This window comes from Affinirhizobium capsici (assembly GCF_977018625.1).
The window spans coordinates 356,365-378,915 of the sequence record NZ_CDRNXD010000002.1 but is presented as its reverse complement, the minus strand read 5'-3'; the positions used below and the strand labels follow the sequence as shown (position 1 = coordinate 378,915).

Below are 22,551 nucleotides of genomic sequence, written 5' to 3'. Positions count from 1 at the left end.
GCGATCAGCAGTCGATGGTCAACGACAGCCTGATGGATCAGGCGGCGGGCGGCGCCCAGATCGCCTCGTTGAAGGCGTGCAGCACCTCATCGAGTTCGCCGTCGAACTCCTGCGCGATGCGTTTGAAGCCGCCCTTGTCGGCAAAGGCGCCCTGATCGAGCAGGGTCGGGTCGGCCACGGGCTTGTCCTTCAGCGCCCGGCCGATGCGACGCAGCCATTCCTTCTGCTTTTGCGTCCAGGGCCGCGAGGACTCGATCTTGACGATCGCCTTGTCGACGCGCGTGGCATAGGGGATCAAGGGATCGCCCAAAGCTGCCTGACGGACGAAGCCGATGATATGGGCGGCGATATCGGCATTGCGGGCGCGACCGTAAGCAGCGCGCAGCATGGCTTCGGAATAGTTCTTCTCATCCAGCAGGCCCGCCAGTTCCGACAGTTCCTTGCGGGTCAGATCGCGCGGCCGCTGGGTGACGGCGATCAGCGCCGGGACCTGGTTCATGTTGTCGCGCACGAAACGTTCGAAGCCGGTGATGTAATCCTCCGGCGTCGTGTTCTTGCCAAAAATTTCCTCGATGCGCAGCAGCTCGTCCGCATGGGTGGAGATGATGACACCATCACTCTTGTCGGTGGAGAGCGGCCGGCGTTCCAGCAGTTCGACGGCGCGGGAATGGTCGGCCAGCCACTGCTGCAGTTCGGCACCGGAGCGGGTGGAAAGGTGCTGGAGCGCCATGTCCGCGCTTTCGCCCGTGTGGCGCTCAAAACTTTCACGGGTCTCGGCATCCATGCGCTTCACCAGGCTGCGCATGCGCACGATGACCTGGGCTGCGACCCAGCTTTTGTCCTCTTCCGTCTCCGCCGCCTGCAGATCCGTGACGAGCTGGCCGAGGGCAATGTCCGGCTTGACGACGACTGGGCGCATGTCGCTCATTTCCTGCAGCTCGGCATAGAGATCGACGGCGTCGAAAATGCGGAAATGCTCCTTGCCAATCTCCGGGCAGAGCCGCGTGGCGCGGCCGATCATCTGGTCGTAGAGGATGCGGCTCTTGACCCGGCGGACGAACACGAGATTGGAGATGGAGGGCACGTCGACGCCTGTCGTCAGCAGGTCCACCGTGACGACGTATTTCGGATAGGGGTCGTTCTTGAACTTCAGGATCAGATCATCGGCCTTGTCGACCGTGCCGGTGATCTTCATCACTATGCCATGCGGCACGTTTTCCGTGCCGTATTCCTCCTGCAGTTCCTCGATCAGCAGGCGCACGATGTCGTTTGCATGGGCATCGCGGGCGGCAAAGATCAGTGTCTTGCCGGTTTTCGACGGCGGGATTTCGGTGGCGATTGCGCGGCAGACCATGCGGTTGAAGGATTCTGAGTAGACGCGCCTGTTGAAGTCGGCGAGGTCGTAATCGAGGGAGACTTCATCCGGCAATTCGAAGAGATCGATCTGGCCTGTCTTGCGGTCGATGATCTCGACCTCCTCGCCACCCTCGAAATGGATGCCGGCTTCCGACAGAGCCGTGGTGATGCGCTTCGGCGGCAGGTGATCGTTGAGATAGCCTTCGACGACGGCCTGGCGATAGCCGTAATGGAAGACCGGGTGGCCAAAAATCTCGCGGGTGTGAAGCGCAGGCGTCGCCGTCAGCGCAACCTTCACGGCGTCGAAGTAATCGAGGATCTGACGGTAGGCCGACTGGTAGTCATCGATGTTGCGGAAGCCGATATCGCTTTCGCGCAGCTCGGCATCCAGCGTGTAGCCGCGATGGGCTTCGTCAACGATAATGCAGTCGAAGGTACCGGGCGTGGGGCGCTTGGCAGGATCGGGCTCATTGAGGATGCGGGCGATCAGCGACTGGACGGTCGCCACCTGCACCTGGTCCTCGTCCTCGGGCAGCTTCTGCTCGAGCCCGGCAACCTTGTAGATCTGGGCAAAGTTCAGCATGCCCTCGATCTCGGTGGTGTCCAGCGCGTCGCTTGTCTGCCGCCCCAGCGCCTTGCGGTCGACGAGGAAGAGAATGCGGCGGAAGCGCTTGTGTTTGAGCAGGCGATACATCAGCGCGATCGCCGTGCGCGTCTTGCCGGTGCCTGTCGCCATGGAAATCAAGATGTCGCGCTGGTCCGCGACCACGGCAGCCTCGATCGCGGCGATTGCCTCTTCTTGATAGGGACGCATGCGGCCCTTGCCGAAGCTCTCTTCCGCCAACCCTTGGGCGGCAGTGTCGACGTCGGTGGTAAGCTTGTCGAGGAGATCCTTAGGGAAGAACCAGCTTGGCATGGCAATCGCGTGGTTGGTGTCGCGCCGGACATCTCGATACCAGATACCGGATTTGCTCAACCACTGGCGCACATAGGGTCGGCCATTGGTGGCGAAAACGAAAGGGACACGGAAGGGCTCATCCAGTCCATGTTTCCACGGGCCATAGGAATGTTGGCTCTCTGAAGGCAGCGTAATCGTGCGTGCATAGCGCTCGGCTTGCTGCAGGGTGGACGGCACATCTGCACTCTCGCGCTTGGCCTCGATGACGCCGACGCAGGTGAGGCCGACAAAGAGGGCGTAATCCGCCCGGCCACCTTCGGACGGCCATTCGGCGATAGCGAGGTTGCGGCCTTCCTCCGGGCGCACACCCTTCTGGTAGGTCAAGTTGTCGCTGTCAGCCTCCCATCCGGCATCAACAAGCTGGACATCGATGAGGCGGCGGGTCTGGCGTTCATCGAGTTCCAGGCGGCTCGCGGCCTCCAGGCCCGCCTGCTTGAACTCCATCCGGATCTGTGCGGACTGGGTTTCTGCTGCCTTCTGCAATTCGGCGAGCTTGCGGGAAAGGGCAGCCTGGTTTGCCTCCATCTCGACAGCCGTCCGTTCCCAGACAGCACTCTCACTGGACGCCTGGCGGGCCAGTTCTTCCGCGGCGGCGCGAGCCTTGGCGAGCCCTTCGGCAGAGGCATGGGCGGCCGCTAACCTCGCTTCCGTCTCACGAACCTGTGCACGCAGGGCGGCAAGCTCAGCTTGCGTCGCGTGGTCGGTATCGGCCGACGCCTTTGGCGGGACGAAAGGACCCGGCTTGAAGTTTGGATCGCGCCCATAGGTACGGCGATACCAGGTGGCCAACGCGCTGCAGAACTTCAACGCAGCCAGCGCCTCCGCAGGCGATCCGCCCAGGCTATGAGCGGCATTATTACCGCGTGTACGAATCGCATGGAAAATATCGGCGACTTCCCGCGGAAGAACCTGCTGCGCCGAAAGTTTGCGAAGCAGATCATGGGTCGTGTCTCGCGCAGAGGGATCGTAGGCACCGGAAAGCGCCGCAATCTCTTTGACCATGTATTCGCCGAACTGGCGGCTCTTGATCAGCGAGGTATTGGCATCCTCGGTGAAGAAGCGTTCTGCAAGCACGCCAAGACGATGGAGCTCAGGACTGAGTTCCTTCAGATGATCGAAATTCGCAGACAATGCCCCACCCAGACGCTTTGCAATGCTCTTTGGCGGAACATGCCACACGTTAAGGGAGCAGGCAAACTAGAGTTGTGGCACGAATAGAGAATGAAATGTGCAATTTCGGAAATTATTTCCCCTGGCTTAGGGGCCGCGAGCCGCACTGCCCGCTCTCAGGATCGCACCAACGACCACCTACACCAGGCTCAAGGCTCTGCTCGTCGTAATGGCCGATATGGGGCCGATTGCGGACTGACGGGTTACGAGTTGCCTTCGCAATATAGCTGCCGTTGACGGCAAAATAAGCGTAGAGACGCAATCGGCCGCTTCGGGGCGACAGCAGCCAAGGCGTATTTACCGGAGACGCCTGCGCTGTGCGAAGAGGTGAGTGATTTGAGGCCGCAAGCGGACAGTAAACTTTCAGGCGCTCGACTCTAAATGGGACACAGCAAAATCGCCCAGCGGTACGCTTGCTACGGCGGAAGTTCGATTTATCGGAGCGAGACGGCCGACAACCTGCGCCTTGAGGTTGTCCAGGTAATCCCGTATATGGGATCCCGTCTCTGCTTCAGCGTAGCTTTCGGCCTAGCTTCTACACCATAGAGCCCATTAGTCGAGGTTTGAATCTAGCAAGGCTGGAGAGGAGTGCAAGGAAATGCGCACTTCATCTTCCTTTGCGTCATCCACCTGCGGCAATTTATCGAGTTCAGCCTGAAGATGTTCGGCCAACCCTTCCGCTAACCTCCTAAATCCTTTAAGGCGCTGCAACCGATCCTCAAGATCTTTTCGCAGCCCTTTGTTGACTTTGCCCTCATCGTCCAGATCCTCGATTGTGGATATGAAACGGACGAAAATTTCGGAGACACCGGAGTTGGCTCCCGCAGCTTCTGCGAGCTTTACCCACTCTTTCGATTTGTTCGTCTCCAATGCGGCCGCCTGACATAGGCAGTGCCTGATCAGGAGTTTTGCGGAATAGTCCACTCCCCGAGCCAGATCGAGCCACTTTTCCACTTCAGCGCTATGAGGATCGTTCTCCGATGGTTGCGCGGATGGGTAATACCTTGGGTATTCGGTCGCGATGTCGAGACTTTGTACGACCCGCAAGATCGGTTCCAACTCCTGGTGCGGCCGTTTTCCTCTAGGAAAATCCGCTCGGTGACTCCATAGTTCAAGAATTGCCGCAAAGCACCTGTCCTGAGCTACTGCTTTCTCGGGACCAGTGATTCTTTCTGCTTCATCGATCAGCTCTGCAACATAGTGGGCCATCCACCTGCCAAGCGTATCGGCAGGTCCGTCGACATCCATTGCCTCCACCAGCTTTCGACCTAAAGCCAGTATTGCATCAGATTGTGTGCAAGCTCCCGTCGGCTTTGAGCAGGTAGATTCTTGACTTTGCTGGGATTCTGTCTTTGTCATTTTCAATACTGCTTTCATATGATCTGTAACGTCGTCGACGATCGATGTTTACCGCGATAATCAGATCGCGCTGCAGCGTGCCAAGGAGTGCTTTCAGGAAGTCGTGTGATGCATTGATGCGACCTCCACGTTCCGGGCTCACGTTCTCATGCCGGTTGCCCTCATCGAAGTGCCCCCAGACCTGGGATATCATCGCAGTTGAATGATCCTTATCTGTCCATGTCCGTTGATCAACATCCGCTTGCAAACCCATCAACTCGCGTATGTTCTCCGCCGGGCGTGGGGCTGGGTAGCTGACACCTCCCGCCCACCGATCTTGGCTATCCAACCCGCTGTCGCTGCTGCGGCCGATGATCCAGCCTTTGAGCGAGTATCCATGTTCATCGATTTCCATATCGCCCTCAGCGCCGGGAATAGCGTAATCATACCTGCTCTCGGCCGTGCTCAATGCACGTAATAAGGCCTCCGAGTTCTTCGGAGATACCATGGCGCTGTGGATATCGACCGACTGCTCGCGCTCGGAATTTGCTGTCGTCCAATGACCCCAAATGTTGGTCATCGCACCGCCTTGTAATGCCTCATCAAAATCAGTTTTCGTAATGAGGTTATAGTTTTCGTCTGTCTTGTCGCAATCCAACCAAGATGGCTGTTCGAGCGGTTCTGGGTCTCGCCGGTCCCAAAGCCAGCGTCCATCTTGACGTGACAGGTCATGCCTCTCCAGCCAATCAGCAAATTCATCCGTGACACCGTATCCCGAGTCGCAATGAACGGGCCTGGATGCCAGATTTCTGCCCGCGACGATCAGCATAGCGTGGTATGCCTGATAGAAATTGAGACTATCTGCACGAGGGTAAGAACCGTGTGAGTGGTAGGTGTGGACCTCTTGGTACAGCTTACGGCGAGATCTTTCGTCCTCATCCCAACGTCCGCGGCCAGCAAACTTTAACTGGCCCCGGATAACGGCCAGTGCTTCTGATTCGATTTGCCCTTGCGACAAACCGAACACTCTTCCCAATGGTGCATACCAATACGGTCCGATGTCCAAGCTAAAATAGAAGCTGTCATCATCGTTCGCATCTCCTGCCTCATCGCTTCTGGTGAAACGATCATAGGATTTCGATTCCACGGCAGGAAATGGCGATTTGGCGACGTGCTCCAAAGTGTGCCGGAGATCGGCTTGATCATCGACTATTTCGTTGTCCATCAATATGCGGACCGCCCGAGCTGCGAACAGCCTGATGAGGATGTGTGGCTCTCCTTTCAATGCCAAGTCCATGAGACGTTGGCCATATGGTGCCAGCGCCGCAGGGTTTGCCATTGCTCCTCGAGTTACGCCGATCAGAAACCACTGGAGCGCGTGCAGGCTGTAGAACGGCAATTTGGCATCGACAAATGGGCCTCCTACATTCTCAGAGCTGAAGTTGAACAGGTGCTTTAATATGTCTTTCCGTCCAAGCGCGACAAAGCCCAGCACCGCATGCGCGCCCTCCCAACGCGTGACGGCCTCTGGTGCTGCCATTGCGGCCCACACATAACCCGCCAAGGCGGCATTGATGTCTGAAGGTGGCAGGAGATTAGTCGACCAAGAACCATCGCCATCTTTATCTTCCAATGAGCTGGAGAAAAGTTCTAGGCCGAAATCGAGCGCTTCTAACGCATCGTCTTCTGAGAGCTTGATTGCCAAAAGCCCGACTAGCGAAAATAGTCGCGCTGCGTCAGCCAAGTCTGCTGTTTCGCCGATACCATCCAGGACGACCTCGACAATATCGGCTTCGTCCGCTCCGCTGAGAAGGCACGCGGTCTTGAACGGAAAAACCTCGTAATGCCGATACTTTGCTACGTTAAGGCAATACCGTCGGCAAAGCTTCCTGAGGATAGTCTCGAAAGCGCGCTTGACTGCTGGACGCTGACTCCACTCCCTCGGACATTGCTCCAAGAAAACTCTCAGATGATAGAGCTCAAATTCGGGCACTTCGCCAAACGACAGGATGAATTCAACTTCCGAACCAATAGGTACCCTGATGAGCGCTTGCTGGAAGAAATGCTCGTGATACCAAGGGCGCTCTGAAGCCTTGTATTTCCTGTAGCTCTCGGAAATACCGTTGGCATTAGCCAAGTTTATCCCGTCGAAAACGCTGTTCCAATCGTTGCTCTTTACCGAAACAGCGTCCACGTTGATGCCATTTTCTTCCACTTTCCGCGAATTTCGCTTGAGTTCCACGTCGCCAGTGAAGCGAACGGCTTCGTCGAGCCCTTCCAACAGTACCCCGTGGCGGCGTATGACTTCTTGCAGTTCTTTAAAGTCGCCAGAATTAAATCGAGAATAGCGGAAGAGATGAGCGGCTATATCTGCTTTTTCGTTTGAGGACTTGCAAGCGTTCAGCGCCTCGTCAAGCAGCTTTTCATATCGCCAGCGCCCCCGAAAACCTATCAATGGGAGTGCGTTTAGTGGATTTAATTCTCCGCGTTCAATGAGCTTTGTTACTGCGACAGGTACAATTCGTTCTGACCATCCAAAACCACGGTCCCGCCAACGGCTAAGAATTGCAAGTGATGAAGGAGGGCATAGCCCGGTCAATGCCTCAATAGTTGCATGCCAGTCGAAATGCTTGTCTCGAACAACATAGTCGTAGGTTAGCTCCGCGCAGCGCGCGAAGCGGTACGCCGTCTCTGGAACGGGGCGGTCTGTGCGAACTGATCGATCAGCCAGATCCAGTATGGCATCCCACCGTGATAAATTCTCATCGCCGATTTTACTCGCGACTTCCACCGCCTCGTTGAAATATCCGTGGGCTTCCCCTTTGCTAAGGCAAAGAATCGCACGTGACGCATCGATAAAGCCATCCGACTTCTGTTCAGCATCGGATCTTTGACCATTGGTAAGATTGAATGCCTCCAACGCAAACTCGAGCGCGTTTTTCCTAGCATTGGAGTTTTCGCAACATAGCCTTGCTAGGGCGGTCAAAGTGGGCGTGAAAAGCGGTCGTTTCAAACTGCTCTTCCAATTGGAGAAAGCGCCAAGCGTTGTCGCGTCAACTGCCTGCAGTCTGAATAGGATCTCGAACCATACCAAGGCTATCTCGTTCGAAGTGTAATGGTCGTCCCGGTAATGAATTCGAGCGGCCTTGTTTGATGCTTCACGTGCTAAGGCAAGCTCGTCATTCAGTGTCGGGCCGGTAACGATCCCGCAAACAACCCTTGCCCTGAGGTTGTGCCAAGGCAGGAGCGCGCCGATGTCCTCTTTGAATTCTTGAAGATCGCGAGACGTTGAATGTTGGTTTTTCCCTTCTAATTCCTGTCGAAGTGAGCCATGCGCAAGATCCACGAGTTCGAGGGTTGTATTCATCAGTGTAGCGCGCAGGCTATAGCCACGCAGGAGGTGAGATCGCGTGTTAGAGAAACGGGATGCAATATCTGACGGAGGCTCACTTGGCAGGTAGCGCGAAAGGACCGATGCAGCCTCCGTTTTAGAACAAAGTGAGTGCTCTAAAGCCGCTTCCACGAGAATAACCACTGCATTCAGGGCAGAATAGCGATCAGTGAACGAACCGCCATCGCTAAGGCTTATTCGGGTGCTGGCAAGCAATCGGAACGCTCTTTGCGTCACTTCGAGAGGCGGTACCTTTCGAATTCGCTGCAATGCTACGGCGATCCCCAGCACCAAACACAGATTGTTGTCAGCGGCTACCGCGAACGCATTCAAATCATCTATGCGGTTGTGATCGATAAGTCGTTTGGCAACCGCAAGCCCTACGCGGAACGAAACTTCCCTTGGTGTCCAGCGGCCAAGGCTGTGTGCCGCAGCTTCGGCACCATGGATATTAATTTCGGCAAAGGTCAATGCAACGATGTCTTCGTCCGAAATTCGTTCCTTCTCTCGCTCTTCCTCAGACAGTCTGCTCCAGTTCCTAAGCCATTCGGATGCCATGCGCAGACGGCTCCGAGCATCGCCCACCAAAGCCGGGCACCCTGACATTAGAGCTGCTTCGTAGGCATGATGCGATCCAAGCCAGCCTGAACCGAATGTTCCTCGCGACACAATTTCCTGAATTAGGTCAACGTCGAGAAACGTCGAAGACAGGTCAGTGTTGGCCTGCAAAATCTTCCTCTGCCTGTCGTCTCCCGCCGTTTCACCACCCGCTTTCAGCGCGAGTTTGGTCGCATCAAGATAGCGTTTCGAACGTAGTCCTGCTTTCAGCGCGAATTGTAGTCGCTGCAGTTCGATGTCGCGTCTCTCTAGGGGACTCGTCTCTGGGAGAGCATCGGACTTCAATGCAAGGTCAACAAGATTCGAGAATTGCCCGGCATCGAGCATCAATTGCGGCAAAACAGATGCAACATAGGGGCTTTTTGAGACGAGCGGATACAGAACACTGATGAAGCCGCCCATCGAGGCGCTCGTTGGCTTGTACCTCTCTCGAAACCATGTCTCTGCAGGTTCATCGAAAAACTGTACAGAATCGCCTGCCAAACGCAGCGGCCTTCCGATGTCTATGACAAAGCTTTTTATTGCTGATGCGGGAACGTGCGAAATCGCAGACAAGACCGACAAGGGGATGAGCGGGCGAAGCGCGGCCAGCGCGGTACATATACTATCGACCTGAGATCTTTCTAATGGCCCCAAGTGATCTTTCAGCTTCTCTATAGCTGCTTCGAGCAAGCTGCCGATAGTGTCTTCAACTGATTTGGGGTTGGGACCAAGCAAGCGAAGTGTAATGGGCAGGGTCTCGTTACGAGACAGGGCAAGGGCTTGAACGCGGGGGTTGCATGAACTTAGGCGATGAAATTCGTCCACATCATGTTCATTGGCTTCGGGAAAACGCAGTCGAAGATGCGCTGCCGTTTCTGCGCGGCTGAATGGTTCCAGTTCACGACTCAACGCTTCGCTAGGTGGGTCGAGGTGGTGCTGGCGATGTGAGCGACAAAGGAATACACACCGGACGTTATCCGGCATCTTTTCCCTGATAATGTCGCGCACAAATGATTTCTTTTCTCCAATCTCTTCAGCAGCCATCTGGGCGTTGTCTGCGGCATCGATTACAATACACAGCAGCGCTTTGGGGTCTTGAAGCCGTATGAAGTCGGAAGCTTGCCCTATGCGATGAACGAAGGCTCTGACGTAAGAAGCCGAATCCGCATGAATTGTCGGAATGAGCAAATGGCAGAGCCCTTTGCTCGCCAACTCATTTGCAATTTGTACCAAACCGTCCTTGTGCCGGTGGCGATAGCCGGATGCATTACGATATTGCCCGTTTCCAAAACAGTCGTAAAGAATGCAATTCGAGCCGCTGGGAAGACTGCCTGCAATTCTATTGGCGAAGATCGTCTTGCCGATACCGCCAGGCGCATGAATCACCACTGGGCCTTTGGCCGCAACAATTTCGGCGACGAGGGCAAGCTCTTGATCCCGAGCCAGCGAGCCGTCCAATTTTTCAATGAGGTTGGGAGCCGGAAAGAGGGCGCTCTCATCGGTATCCAAAGCGCGGAACACGTCCATCTTTGTAATGCAAGGATTGCGCTCTCCCTCCGACAGCGCCTTCCGCGTGACAAGCTCTTTTAGCTTCAGGGGACCATACACGTCTGCAGCAGGGAGATAGCCACCAACATCCTGGAATAGAATGTTGCGTTGATCCCAATAGTCATCCTGTCGCCCTTCAAAATGTATAAGCTTACAGAACGCCGCAAGATCATCGCCGGAAAGGCCTGCGAAGCGCTCAATCTTCTCGCCTTCTTTGATGTGGCGAACGATACGCCCTTCCGCAACGTCTTCGACGGTCTCAGCGAAGGCATCGCCAATTGGCCGATTCGTGACAAACCAAAACTCCAGCTTTTCGGCTAGGACATCTTTAAGAAAGGTTTTGAGCAACTCCCTGTACCGCTCGGCGAAGCCCGTGATTGATTTCTCTAGTCCGCTGGCCGTCCACGGTTCATGCGCGTGCAAGGTTGAATGCTTGAGTTGCATGTAACGCACGAGCCGTGCGTCAGCAAAATCCTCGCTGCCGAAGTACTCGGCGATATCGATAACGTCTTCTCCGGCCGTAACGGTTTCGCCGCTACCAGCTTCTGTCGGTGATATTCCCTCAATAGTGACTGCCACCAGGTCGCTGGTGGCGGACAATAGCTTCAAGCATCGTCGCGCTGCCCAGAGGTAATGAAACTGATCACCATCGCGGCTGGGGCGAACAAGGTTGGTTTTTGCCATTTCAATCGTGCCTAATAAATGCCTTTTTGCCGCGCAGCAGCCCATCGGAGAATCTTGTAGCAGATAGCAAGCGTGAATTGAGTAAGGAAAATGAGTACGGAGAGCCTCTCGGATTTGCGAGCAAATATTGGCACAATGGCAACGAAGAGATCACCGAAGAGACAAAATTCCTCTACTCTAAGTGGCGCGAGGAATGGCGCTCCAAGAGACGCATGGGACGCAGGCGGTAGGCTCGGACAGGACAAGCTCCGTGCGGCGTCGACTAACCATACATACTGAGCAGATGCGGCGGTTAGAACATGAACTGAAGGCCGCTTTTGGGATCATCATAAACGGCATCAAATGACCGACTTGGTGGAGGGTTTCGGGTGCCGTCAGGCGTACGAAAGCCTTTCATGCAGGAACCCGCGGTCTGCACTTGTTGAGCTATGGGGTTTTGTGGATTGTCGCTTCCAGCGGGCGGCCAATAGCAGTGACAGTTGCCAGTACCGGCGCTTCGAGGGCGGGGATTGCATGTATAGTTCTCCGGATTTTCGGAGTGAATGAGCGCACGTTTGCCGCGCTGAATGCCCTCGCCATAGGGGCTGGCACAGCCCTACCCGTTGGCCAGCTCTGCGGTGAGTAGACCATATGAATGGATCGGCCATGCCGGGTCATGACGCACTCTCCCGGTTCGTTGCTGTCTCGTATGGTGGTCCACGTGGTTGCCGCCAGCGCTTGAGCACTTCGATGACGACCATGCGTCCGCCACAGCATGGGCATGGCGGCCGGATGTCGGTCGGTTCGTCGTCCGCCTCGGCAGAGGGCGGCGGGGCAGCGTTGAGGAGCTCGCGGGCACGAGCGATGCTCATCTTCCGAGAACCGCCGGCGAGCAGGCCGTAATGCCGGATGCGGTGGAAGCCACGCGGCAAGACATGGAGCAGAAAACGGCGGATGAACTCGTCGACCGCGAGCGTCATGACCTGCTGCCGATCGCAGCCGTCACGGCGGTAATCCTTGTAGCGGAAGGTGACGGCCGTTTCATCGAACGCGATCAGGCGACTGTTCGAGATGGCGACCCGGTGCGTGTAGCGCGACAGATAGGCAAGCACTGCTTCCGGCCCCGCAAAGGGTGGCTTGGCATAGACGATCCAGCGCTTCCTGCGGACTGGCGACAGGTATCTTACAAATGCTCGGCGATCAGCCAGAGGCGCAGCCGAACCGAAGAAGGTGAGCCGCCCGCCATCGTGGAATTGGAGCAGCCGGGTCAGGAACAAGCGCCGGAAGAGCTTGCCGAGCACACGAACCGGCAGGAGGAATGCCGGACGTGACGATATCCAGCGTGATCCATCGAGCGCGATGCCACCACCTGGCACGATCATATGAACATGGGGATGATGGGTCATGGCCGATCCCCATGTGTGCAGGACGGCAGTAATGCCGATGCGCGCGCCGAGATGCTTCGGATCGGCGGCGATCGTCAGCATCGTCTCGGATGCGGCCTTAAAGAGCAGATCGTAAACCAGCGCCTTGTTGTGGAAGGCAATGGCGGCGACCTCGGCTGGCAATGTGAAGACGACGTGGAAGTATCCGACAGGCAGGAGATCGGCCTCTCGTTCGGCAAGCCATGTGCGTGCAGCGGCGCCCTGACACTTCGGGCAGTGCCGGTTGCGGCAGGAATTGTAGGCGATGCGCCACTCTCCACAATCCTGGCAGGCCTCGACATGTCCGCCCAGTGCCGCCGTGCGGCAGTGCTCGACCGCCGACATAACCTTGAGCTGGCTCAAGCTGAGATGTCCCGTATGGGCTTTCCGATAGTTCCGCCCGGCAGCACGGAAGATATCGGCGACCTGGATCGAGGTGCGCATAGTTCAGCCGCCGGGCGTTTTGCCTTCCATCAGTGCCATCAGCCGATCAAGAGGTCCGGCGACCGCGTGAATGGTTCGGGTGGAGACCTTCGCATAGAGAGCCGTCGTCTCCAGCTTGCTATGACCGAGCAGAACCTGGATGACACGGATATCGGTGCCATCCTCCAGAAGATGGGTGGCAAAGCTGTGCCTCAAGGTATGCGGGCTGACGCGCTTGTGGATGCCGGCAACATCGGCAGCTTCCTGAACCGCGCGATGAAGTTGCCGCGACGAGATCGGATCGGTGCGGCTACGCCCCGGAAACAGCCAGCCGTGAGGCAGCATCACACCGCGCCGCTTTCCTTCACGCCACCAAAGCCGCAGCAGTTCGAGGAGCTGCGGAGACAGCATGGCATTGCGATCCTTGCGTCCCTTGCCTTGTTCAACCCGGATCAGCATGCGTTTGGAGTCGATGTCATCGACCTTGAGATGGGCGACCTCGGAGACGCGCAAGCCTGCACCATAGGCCACACCGAGGGCCGCCTTGTATTTGATGCCAGGTGCCGCCTCCAGTAAGCGGGCAGCTTCCTCAATACTGAGCACGTCCGGCAGCTTGCGCGGATTGCGCGTTATCACCAGCGCCCGCGCCAGATCCCGCCGCTTCAGCGTCACCGTGAACAGAAAGCGTAGCGCCGAAACAGTGCTGTTGATCGTCGCAGGACCTACGCCGTTCTCATGCTGATGCAACTGGAAACGTCGTATGTCCTCGACCGTCGCGGTGTCCGGGGCGCGCCCAAGAAACGTAGCGAAGCGCCGAACGTGACGGATGTAGTCCTGCCGAGTGTGAGATCCCAACCCTCGCATCAGCATGTCTTCCTGCATGCGCTGGCGGAGCGGTGTGATCGGGGCATCGTGTTGAAAGCTGGCCATTGAACGTTCCTCTCGTTGAAGGGAACGTCATGGTCAGGCAACACCAACAGCCTGCCTAGAACCTCAGATAATCATGCGAAACTCGCCGCGCACGCCCTCCCGCGTAGCGGGTTCGTGCATGGAGGCGCAAAGCGGAAATAATTTCCGCCCTCGTTCGGTTCTCCTCACCCGCGAGACTGCACCTGAATTCTTCGGCACCGCTTCCGGATGGAGTGGACAATCTTCTCCAAGATTCTCGCCGGATCGCCAGCGAAAGCCTCGACTTGAGGCGCCACGTCATCGCACGCGACGCTGATACGCTCCGTAAGCTCTTCCACGCGTCGTACAGTCGATGCGCCGCTTAATCCGAGTTCGTCGGCCAGCGCCTGCCAATCCGCTCGCCGCAGATCCGGAGCACTGAACCGGCCGGCTATCCCCTGTGGTAAACTCTGATCAACCTGGCGGTACACGGCCGCACACATCAGGTCATAGAGCGGCGCCATCTTCGCCGACCCGCCGGAACCGATCAGAACGGAATAATTCTTGGCATGCGAATCTGAATTGCAGATCAGCACATTGAATATCACTGCGTCGAGAAGCTTCAGGCGCTCGGAAGGCGAGACCAAATCGCTGATGGCATCAAACATCATTTTCGCGGTCACGCCGCGTCCTGTCGAGGAGTGCTCGTACTTTCGGGATGGGAAGTGACCTGTTAGCTGGCAAAGATCTTCCTGATGCAGCCTACGGATCTCGCCTTGTGGATCGGTGAAACGGTCATAGCGCTTCACCAGCAAATAGCGCCGCCTGCCCGTGACGCCGATTGTCGCTTCAGCGGCGTCCAGCCCGCAGGCGCGGGCGAGGGCAAGGCAGAAGGCTTCGTTCTCGACACTGCCTGCAAGCCGTTTTGAATCCGGCTTCAGAATATGGGTCGAGGGTGTCCCATCGACAGGAATGGAGATGGCACCGCCCTGATCCACGAAGACCGGCAGCTTCTCTTGAACGCCCGCGAGAGACATCGAGACGCCGCGTTCGCCGACCAGGAAAGGCTTTGCCGGAAGCTCGTCCAGGATGCGCTCCAATGCCCCTAGATCCGGCAGGGGCTGGAGATGAATACCCGGCTTACGGGGAGCACCAATCGACAATGCGCCGGCCGTGTCCCTCCCTATGTGACCGAGCAGGCCAACGATGTCCTGGGGGGACACCTTCAGCCGCTGGCCGATTTCAGCGAGATGGGTTTCCGGGAGCAGATTGGCGAGCCAGGGCAGCAGCCTGTCGGCAGCAACCGGGCCTGAACGGAGCGGCATGGTGAGCGATACCGGGAAGGCTGAGCGGCGCGCTTCCCAGCTCGGGTCATAATCCAGTCGCCACTCGCTGTCGAAGGTCAGATGGGCGACGGGGAAGGTTTCGTAGAAGATCGTCGTCATCGACCTTCACCGAAGGTCGGTAAGAAGCCCAGGTCATCGTCAGGCGAGGTCGTCGCTGCTTGGACCGTCCTCAGATCGCCGATCTCGATGCCGACAGTGCGCGCTACGATCAGGGACTTTTCAAGCTGGCAGCTTGGCTTGCCGGATTCGAGCTCAACAATGAATCGTTCTCCGGTGCCGGAACGTGCAGCAAGCTCGGTCTGGGTCCAACCAAGCGCCTTGCGTTTCTCCCTGATAGCAGCGCCGAAATCGCGTGCAGACCTGAACATCAAGCTTCTCCCGAGGTGGCTTACCGTACAGGAAGATTTCTCTGAAATCAAGGTGATGCTTCCCGATCGGGAAGCAAGGGGAGAACACTAAAAAAATCACCCCGATCGGGAAGTTTCATGCCTCGTAACGACGTAGAAAATGAGGTCCTTGAGATCCGAGTATCGCGTGTGGTACACCTGCGGGTATCGTAATTTCCCGAACGGGAGCAGAGGCTTACGAGAAACCCTTGTTTCTCAGGTATCGCGGGCCTAATTGGCGGAGAGTCCCACCCTCTCCGCCATATAGCTATAGCGACACGTATTTTATCTAGTTCGTATGCGTTTTGGCTATGGCTGTTTGAGCATCTTATATCAAAACCTTTATCTTCGCCTTTGGCCACAAGATGGCCCTCATAGAAAAGGTAGAAGCAAGGAAGCGCGGACAGAATGCCTCCGGAGTTAACCGCGTGGCGATCGCTTGTCGGATGCACTTTTCCATCCTAAACCAATACCGACGCCTGCGACGGCCAACTTGATCATCAGACCCATATCCGATGTCATAACTGTGTCAGCCGCCAGGATCGAAAATTCACGGCCGCTCGGGCAAATTCCTGTCTGTATGGCGCGAGGTGATTCCCAGGTCGCAGGCCAACACATCGGCGGGATGCAAGCTTGCCCGGATGCAGTGGCGTGCCCGAAGTGCCCGAGGTAAGACAGCAACTCCCTAGCCACCTGACAATGTTCGTCTGAGAGGGCACGGCGATCATGTCCTGAGCTATCACTTCCCCGCGCCCCACTCCAGGATCGTATCCGTGCGCTACGTTATCAAATTCCTCGTCGGTTACGGTCACGTGAAGCTTCAAGTTTGGGTTCGCATTCAGATAGGCAGCTAACATAGGTTCATCGGCTGAACAAAGCGATGCCTAGCATTCCTTCAAGCTTGCGAACGGTTTGGCTGACGGCGGAACGGGTCACATCCATACGGTCGACTGCAGCCCGACGACGCGGACTGCGAATGTGCCGATCAGCCCCTGCCTGCCATGCCATAACGGTTAAGAATGGCCGCGATCTTCGCGTCTTGTTCAGCATCTGGGAGAAGCGCTGGCTGGCGGCTTGCACCGACCGAAGAGTCCTGAAGAAAGAGCGCCCGCTTCACCATAGCGGGTGCGAAGCCGAGAGCATAGAGATCAGTTCGGAAGGCGGTGAAGATTGCCTGTTGCTGTTCGGCTTCGGCGATGTCTCCAGTGTTATAGCGCTTGAAAATGCTCGCCAATACGTCTGGAAGCGCGTTGCCTAGACCGGAAATGCAGCCAGCTGCTCCATTCTGCAGAGCCCAGAGCACCAGATGATCAGGCCCGGAATAAACCTTAAAGGCAGGCATCTCGCGAGCAATCGAAAGATAGGCTTCCAGCGTTTCTTTGGCACCACCCGAATCCTTGATGCCAGCAATGTTGCCATGCGCCGCTAACGCCCGTGCCGTATCCAGCTCGATGTGGTTCTGCGTCCGTGCGGGAATGTCATAGAGATAAATTGGCGTTGTCACAGCATCGGCAACGGTCGAAAAATGCCTCATCAAGCCATCTTGGGTGCAAGCGATGAAGAAGGGTGTGATGACAGCAATTGCCGTTACCCCAATCCTATCAAATTCCTTCGCCAATTTGATCGTTTCAAACGTAGCCGGCATCCCTGCATTCACGATGACATCGGCCTTGCCGGCAACCTCATCTACAACTGCCTCTGCCAGCTTTACCTTTTCATCGAAAGTAAGTGCGGTGAAATCACCGTTGGTACCAGCGCACATGATGTTGTTGCCGGCAGCCACCTGACGCCGCACCTGTGCGCGTGTAGCTTCAAAGTTGATCGTCTCGTCCTCATTGAAGCAGGTGACGAGTGCGACAAAGGCCTTTTTCGACATACTGGAATCCTCCCAATTTATTTCGTTTACAAGGCGCGGCGGAGGCGATCGGCTCGGTTCTGCGCCTGCACATCGGGATCGGGATCAAGCCCGGCGGCAAGCAGGGCTTTCGTATAGGCCTGTTGCGGGGTCTCGAAAATCTCGCGCACCGTTCCCAGCTCCACCACCTCGCCTTTTTTCATGACCATGACATGATCAGCGAAATCGCGCACAACAGGCAGGTCATGGGCGATGAAGATGAAGGCGATCCCCATCTCCCGTCGTAGTTTGTCGAGGAGAGCGATAACCTGAGCCTGCACGGAGACATCAAGCGCGGAAACCGCCTCGTCGCAAATTATCAGTTGCGGCTCGAGCGCCAGAGCTCGCGCAATGGCGATGCGCTGGCGCTGCCCGCCGGAAAACTGGTGCGGATAGCGACCCATATGTTCTGGCCCCAGCCCTACCTGCGTCAGCAGTTCGGCAACGCGTGCGCGCCACTTGGCCTTAGGGAGAATATCAGGATGGATAACCCAAGCTTCGGAAATAAGCTGGTAGACAGTCATGCGCGGATTGAGTGACTGCGTGGGATCTTGAAAAACCATCTGCAGATCGCGGCGCAACTTGTAGAGTTCAGCAGGCGACAAGGTGAACAGGTCCCTGCCCTTCCAAAGAGCCGAGCCAGAATCGGGCTCATCCAGGCGCAGAAGAATGCGTGCGAGCGTTGATTTGCCCGATCCGCTCTCGCCAACCACCGCCATGGTTTCGCCAGCCATGAGATCGAAAGAAACACCCTTCAGCGCTTCAAAAGCACCGTAGTTCTTGCGCACCTCGTGTACACTGAGCACAGGCGCGGCATCTGAGACCGGCGCATGCATCTCACCCTTTCCGGGCGCGGCGGAAATCAATTTTTTTGTGTAGGGATGCTGCGGGTTCTTGTAGACCTGCCGCACTGTGCCCTGCTCCACCAGCGCACCTTTTTCCATCACCACTACCCGGTCGGCAATTTCAGAGACGACCCCGAGATCGTGGGTAATGATCAGCACACCCATGCCGGTTTCCTGCTGCAATTCCTTGAGCAGCGCTAGCACTTCCGCCTGCACGGTCACGTCGAGAGCTGTAGTGGGTTCGTCAGCGATCAACAGGTCGGGCCTGAGTGCCAGCGCCATGGCGATCATGACACGCTGGCGCTGGCCTCCAGAAAACTCGTGCGGATACTTGTCGAGCGCGACTTTTGGGTCAGGAATGCCAACGCGACCGAGCAGGCGAAGTGCTTCGGCCTGCGCCTGCTCATGGCTCGTTCCATGTACAGTCAGCGCCTCTCGGATCTGCCAGCCGACCGTGTAAACCGGATTGAGGTGGCTGAGCGGATCTTGGAAGATCATGGCTGCGCGCCGTCCATTGACCTTGCGCCGCTCAGAGGGCGGCATCTTCAACAGGTCAACGCCGTCGAGCAGGATTTCACCAGAAGAGATGCGGCCGGGCGGCATGTCGATAAGGTTCATGATTGCGGAAGACGAGACGGACTTGCCGGAACCGCTTTCGCCAAGGATGGCAAGTGTCTCACCGCGATCGAGGTGGTAGGAGATACCACGCACCGCCTTCACCACGCCGTTGACGGTATGGAATTCAACAGAAAGGTTGCGAACTTCAAGCAAATGATCAGCCATTTTTGCGACCTTTCATTTCAAGGCGCCATCGCTGCACAGGATCAAGCGCGATACGCAACCAGTTGGATAACAGATTCAAGGACATAGTGGTGAGGATGATGGCCAGCCCTGGCCAGAAGGATAGCCACCAGGCATTGGTCAGATATTGCCGTCCCTGACTGATCATGAGGCCCCAGGTTATCTCCGGCGGCTGGATGCCTATACCAAGGAATGAAAGAGCACTCTCCGCCAGCATGACATACGCGAAATCAAGAGTGGCAAGCGTTGTAAGCGTTGGGAGGACCACCGGCAGAATGTGTCGAAAAAGAATGCGTTTACTGGAGGCACCCATGACGCGGGCTGCCTGCACGAACATGCGTTCGCGGATTTCAAGCACCTCCGCCCGGGTCGTGCGCAGATAGACGGGGATACGAGTAATAGCCAGCACCGCCATCAGGTTGAGGATGGATGAGCCGAGAATATAGAGAACGATGACCGCGATCAGCAGCGAGGGGAAGGACATGATAACGTCCGCCAGCCGCATGATGATCTGGTTGACACGCTCGGAAGAAAAACCGGCAATAAGGCCCAGAAGCGTGCCCATGACGGCTGAAATGAGCACAGCACCAGCGGCGATCATAATAGTGTTCTGTGTTGCGACGATGATGCGTGCAAAAAGTGGCCGTCCTAGCGCATCCGCGCCCATCCACCACACCCAAGCCTTCTCAAAGTCGAACGGCGCAGCGTTTCTTCCCCGTAAGTTCTGCTTGGTGGCAAGTTCTCCCAGCCAGCTCGGACCGATGATCGCCATGACCAAGATGATGATAAGAAAGATGGCCGCGAACAAGGCGAACTTGTCGGCAAGCAGCATGCGAAACATGCGTTGATAGAAGGGCGGTTCATGAGCGATATCGGCGACAATGGTCGTATCAGTCATCATTATCTCCTCAGCGCCGTATACGCGGATCGAGCAACGCATAGGCAAAATCGATCAAGAGGTTCATGATAAAGATTGCCACGGCAGTGACCAGGATCGCCGCCAACACCACGTTGAAATCGCGCTGCAAGATACTGTCGATCATCAGCTTGCCAACACCCGGAAAGCCGAAGATCGTTTCAATAATAACAGCACCGTTTAATAGGCTCGCAGCCTGATCGCCGAGCACCGTAATGATTGGCAACATCGCGTTTCGCAGGGCGTGAATGAAGATGATCGGCGTGGATTTTACGCCTTTAGCGCGGGCTGTCTTAACGTAAGCTGAGGATAGCGCTGTCAACATTGATCCACGCACCACCTGTACAATGATACCGAAAGGCCGCACGAACAGGACCCCAATGGGCAGGATCCAGTGCCAGATAGAACCAGTGCCGGAGGTCGGCAGCCAAGCGAGATTGACAGCAAAGACGACAATGGCAACGATCGCCAGCCAGAAATCCGGTACCGAAGCACCTATCAGAGATACGATAGAAGAAAAACGGTCGAAAAATCCGCCTGACCGGAAAGCGGCCAAAGAGCCCACAACAATAGCGGCAACTGTCACCAGGCTCATCGTAATCACCGCAAGCCACACGGTCCAGACGAAAGCTTCAAGCACAACGTCAAGCGCTGGCCGCGCTTTGCGCAAGGATTCGCCAAAATTCCCGGTCGCCACATCGCCAACATAGCGACCGAACTGCACCAGCAGCGGGTCGTTCAGGCCATGCAGTTCGCGAAACTGGTTCTTCATCTCGGCAGAGGCTTCGACTGGCAGAAAGAGCGCCGCCGGATCGCCCGTCAGGCGGGAGAGGAAGAAGACCATGACAATCAGCCCGATCAGCGAGATCAGACTTGCCAAGGCACGTTTTCGAATGAAGCCCAGCATGGCACCCTCGTAGAAAGCGGTGCGGCGGATCATCCGCCCGCACCATTGTGAGGGAGGGGCAGCACTGGCTGCCCTGCCCCCAGCTGTTGCGTCTACTTGATCTTGATTTCCGAGAGCTGCAGCATTGAGTTCGTCGCAATGGTGGGCTTGAACTCGAGGCGCTCGGCCACCCGGGCGAAGCCAACCATGTGGAAGAGCAGCACATCTGCAACAACATCGTCATGCAGATAGGCAATCAGCTCCGACCACAGCTTGGCACGCTCGTCACCGACAGCAGCGGATGCTCGCTTGATCAGGTCATCGACTTTCGGGTCGGAGAAACCCGACTGCGTTCCATCTGTTGCGTACTTGAAGAACATCGAAAACGACGGGTCGCCCTTGGAATTATCGTGCATGGCAGCGACAATTTGCGGACCCCGATCCTTGGCAAAGGGCTTCGAATAGTAACGCTCGTGTTCGGCCACCTCAACGAACTTCAGGTCAACCTTCAGTCCGACCTCCTGCAACTGCTGCTGAATTGCTTCCATTATTTCAGTGACATTCGGGAAATTGGCAGAGCGTGCAATGATGGTTATAGGCGTATCGACTTTCACGCCATCGGCTTTGGCTTCCTCGATCAGCTTCTTGGCGCCCTCCGGATCGTAAGGGAACACCTTGACATCCTTGTTCCAGCCCAACGTTGTCGGCGGCACCATCGCAGTTGCGAGAACCGCGCTTTCGGGCACCAAAGTGCCAAGGAAGGCCTTGCGATCAATAGCCAAGTTGAGTGCACGGCGTATGCGCACATCGTTGAGCGGCGCGATGTTATGATCAAGGCGCAGATAGACGGTCTCACTGTCAAGATAGGAGAAGTCGGTCTTAGGGTTCGTGGCGTCGAGCTGCGAGATTGACGGCGACAAATCAGCTTCGCCAGCCTGCACCATGGCGGCGCGAACGGCAGGATCAGCCCGGAAAAGGTAGGTGGCTTCCGTTACCTCAGGCTTGCTTCCCCAATAGTCGTTACGGCCCGTCAGCACGATCTTCTGGCCTGGCGTCCAGTTGCTGAGTTTATATGGGCCGGTACCGACTGGTTCGCGAATGAATTCGAGCGGAGTTTCTTCAGGTACGATAGTCACCAGCGTCATCAGGAGCGGCAGGATCGGCTGCACAGGGTCTGCCTTGAAGTCGATTGTATAATCATCGACAATTGTTGGCGAAACGGTCATGCCACCGAAATAGCGGCGGGATTCGCAGGCGTTCTTGTCACTCATGATACGGTCAAAGCTGTGTTTGACATCCTTCGCGTCAAAGCCTGTTCCGTCGGAGAATTTTACCCCCTTACGAAGATGAAAGCGCCAGCTTCCATCGCCATTCTGCTCCCACTTCTCCGCCAGACGCGGCATGACGCCCTTGCCGGAGCGCACATCGAGCTCAGTCAGTGTCTCGCTGACATTCTCCATGATGATACGGCCGATATTGGAACGAGTAGCCATGCACGGCTCAAGCAGATCGGCTTCTTCTGCGAGGACAATTTTTACTGGGCCGGAACCCGCATAAGCCGGCACAACTGCCGACATCAGAAGAGTATTAACAGCCAACGCACAAGATAAGGCATTTCGTTTCATCTTCGTTCTCCTCCCAGATGAATTCCAGACGACAGGCCGCAGCCTGGCACAGCGGCCGCTACCAGATGCCGATAAGGCATAAGGCAGGAGGAA

At 56.6% G+C, this 22,551-nt stretch carries 13 protein-coding genes; all 13 read right to left on the bottom strand.

Annotated features, from left to right (window positions below; all coding sequences use genetic code 11):
- Window positions 1-37: 37 nt before the first annotated feature.
- The 13 genes from hsdR to AC0JZ1_RS01655 all read right to left on the bottom strand — a co-directional run bounded on the left by hsdR (window position 38) and on the right by AC0JZ1_RS01655 (window position 22,458).
- Entirely contained in the window at window positions 38-3,445 is a 3,408-nt protein-coding gene (gene hsdR, locus AC0JZ1_RS01715; protein WP_471880714.1) for a type I restriction-modification system endonuclease, read from the bottom strand.
- Between the two features lie 591 nt (window positions 3,446-4,036).
- Window positions 4,037-4,843: an AVAST type 3 anti-phage proein Avs3b gene (avs3b, locus tag AC0JZ1_RS01710; protein ID WP_471880713.1), complete on the bottom strand. Its 807-nt coding sequence runs from the start codon at window positions 4,841-4,843 to the stop codon at window positions 4,037-4,039.
- Entirely contained in the window at window positions 4,770-11,045 is a 6,276-nt protein-coding gene (avs3a, locus tag AC0JZ1_RS01705) for an AVAST type 3 anti-phage nuclease/ATPase Avs3a (RefSeq protein WP_471880712.1), read from the bottom strand. Before avs3a ends, avs3b begins: the two co-directional genes overlap by 74 nt.
- 653 nt (window positions 11,046-11,698) lie before the next feature.
- A complete protein-coding gene (locus tag AC0JZ1_RS01700) occupies window positions 11,699-12,892 on the bottom strand; it encodes an IS91 family transposase (RefSeq protein WP_471880711.1) in 1,194 nt (397 codons plus the stop codon).
- 3 nt (window positions 12,893-12,895) lie between these two features.
- Window positions 12,896-13,801, bottom strand: a complete 906-nt coding sequence (locus tag AC0JZ1_RS01695) for a tyrosine-type recombinase/integrase (protein WP_471880710.1) — start codon at window positions 13,799-13,801, stop codon at window positions 12,896-12,898.
- A 164-nt stretch (window positions 13,802-13,965) separates the two neighbouring features.
- Window positions 13,966-15,204 (bottom strand): HipA domain-containing protein, encoded by a 1,239-nt coding sequence (locus tag AC0JZ1_RS01690; protein WP_471880709.1) that lies wholly within the window; start codon window positions 15,202-15,204, stop codon window positions 13,966-13,968.
- Window positions 15,201-15,473: a helix-turn-helix transcriptional regulator gene (locus tag AC0JZ1_RS01685; RefSeq protein WP_471880708.1), complete on the bottom strand. Its 273-nt coding sequence runs from the start codon at window positions 15,471-15,473 to the stop codon at window positions 15,201-15,203. Before AC0JZ1_RS01685 ends, AC0JZ1_RS01690 begins: the two co-directional genes overlap by 4 nt.
- Before the next feature lie 879 nt (window positions 15,474-16,352).
- Window positions 16,353-16,499, bottom strand: a complete 147-nt coding sequence (locus tag AC0JZ1_RS01680; RefSeq protein ID WP_471880707.1) for a helix-turn-helix domain-containing protein — start codon at window positions 16,497-16,499, stop codon at window positions 16,353-16,355.
- Entirely contained in the window at window positions 16,477-17,367 is an 891-nt protein-coding gene (locus AC0JZ1_RS01675; protein WP_471880706.1) for a dihydrodipicolinate synthase family protein, read from the bottom strand. The genes AC0JZ1_RS01680 and AC0JZ1_RS01675 overlap by 23 nt, the downstream gene beginning before the upstream one ends.
- A gap of 26 nt (window positions 17,368-17,393) precedes the next feature.
- The gene (locus AC0JZ1_RS01670) at window positions 17,394-19,013 is read right to left on the bottom strand and encodes an ABC transporter ATP-binding protein (protein WP_471880705.1); all 1,620 of its coding nucleotides are present in this window, start codon (window positions 19,011-19,013) and stop codon (window positions 17,394-17,396) included.
- Window positions 19,006-19,929: an ABC transporter permease gene (locus tag AC0JZ1_RS01665; RefSeq protein WP_471880704.1), complete on the bottom strand. Its 924-nt coding sequence runs from the start codon at window positions 19,927-19,929 to the stop codon at window positions 19,006-19,008. Before AC0JZ1_RS01665 ends, AC0JZ1_RS01670 begins: the two co-directional genes overlap by 8 nt.
- Before the next feature lie 10 nt (window positions 19,930-19,939).
- Window positions 19,940-20,854 (bottom strand): ABC transporter permease, encoded by a 915-nt coding sequence (locus AC0JZ1_RS01660; protein ID WP_471880902.1) that lies wholly within the window; start codon window positions 20,852-20,854, stop codon window positions 19,940-19,942.
- A gap of 92 nt (window positions 20,855-20,946) precedes the next feature.
- Window positions 20,947-22,458 (bottom strand): ABC transporter substrate-binding protein, encoded by a 1,512-nt coding sequence (locus AC0JZ1_RS01655; protein ID WP_471880703.1) that lies wholly within the window; start codon window positions 22,456-22,458, stop codon window positions 20,947-20,949.
- Between the last annotated feature and the right edge of the window lie 93 nt (window positions 22,459-22,551).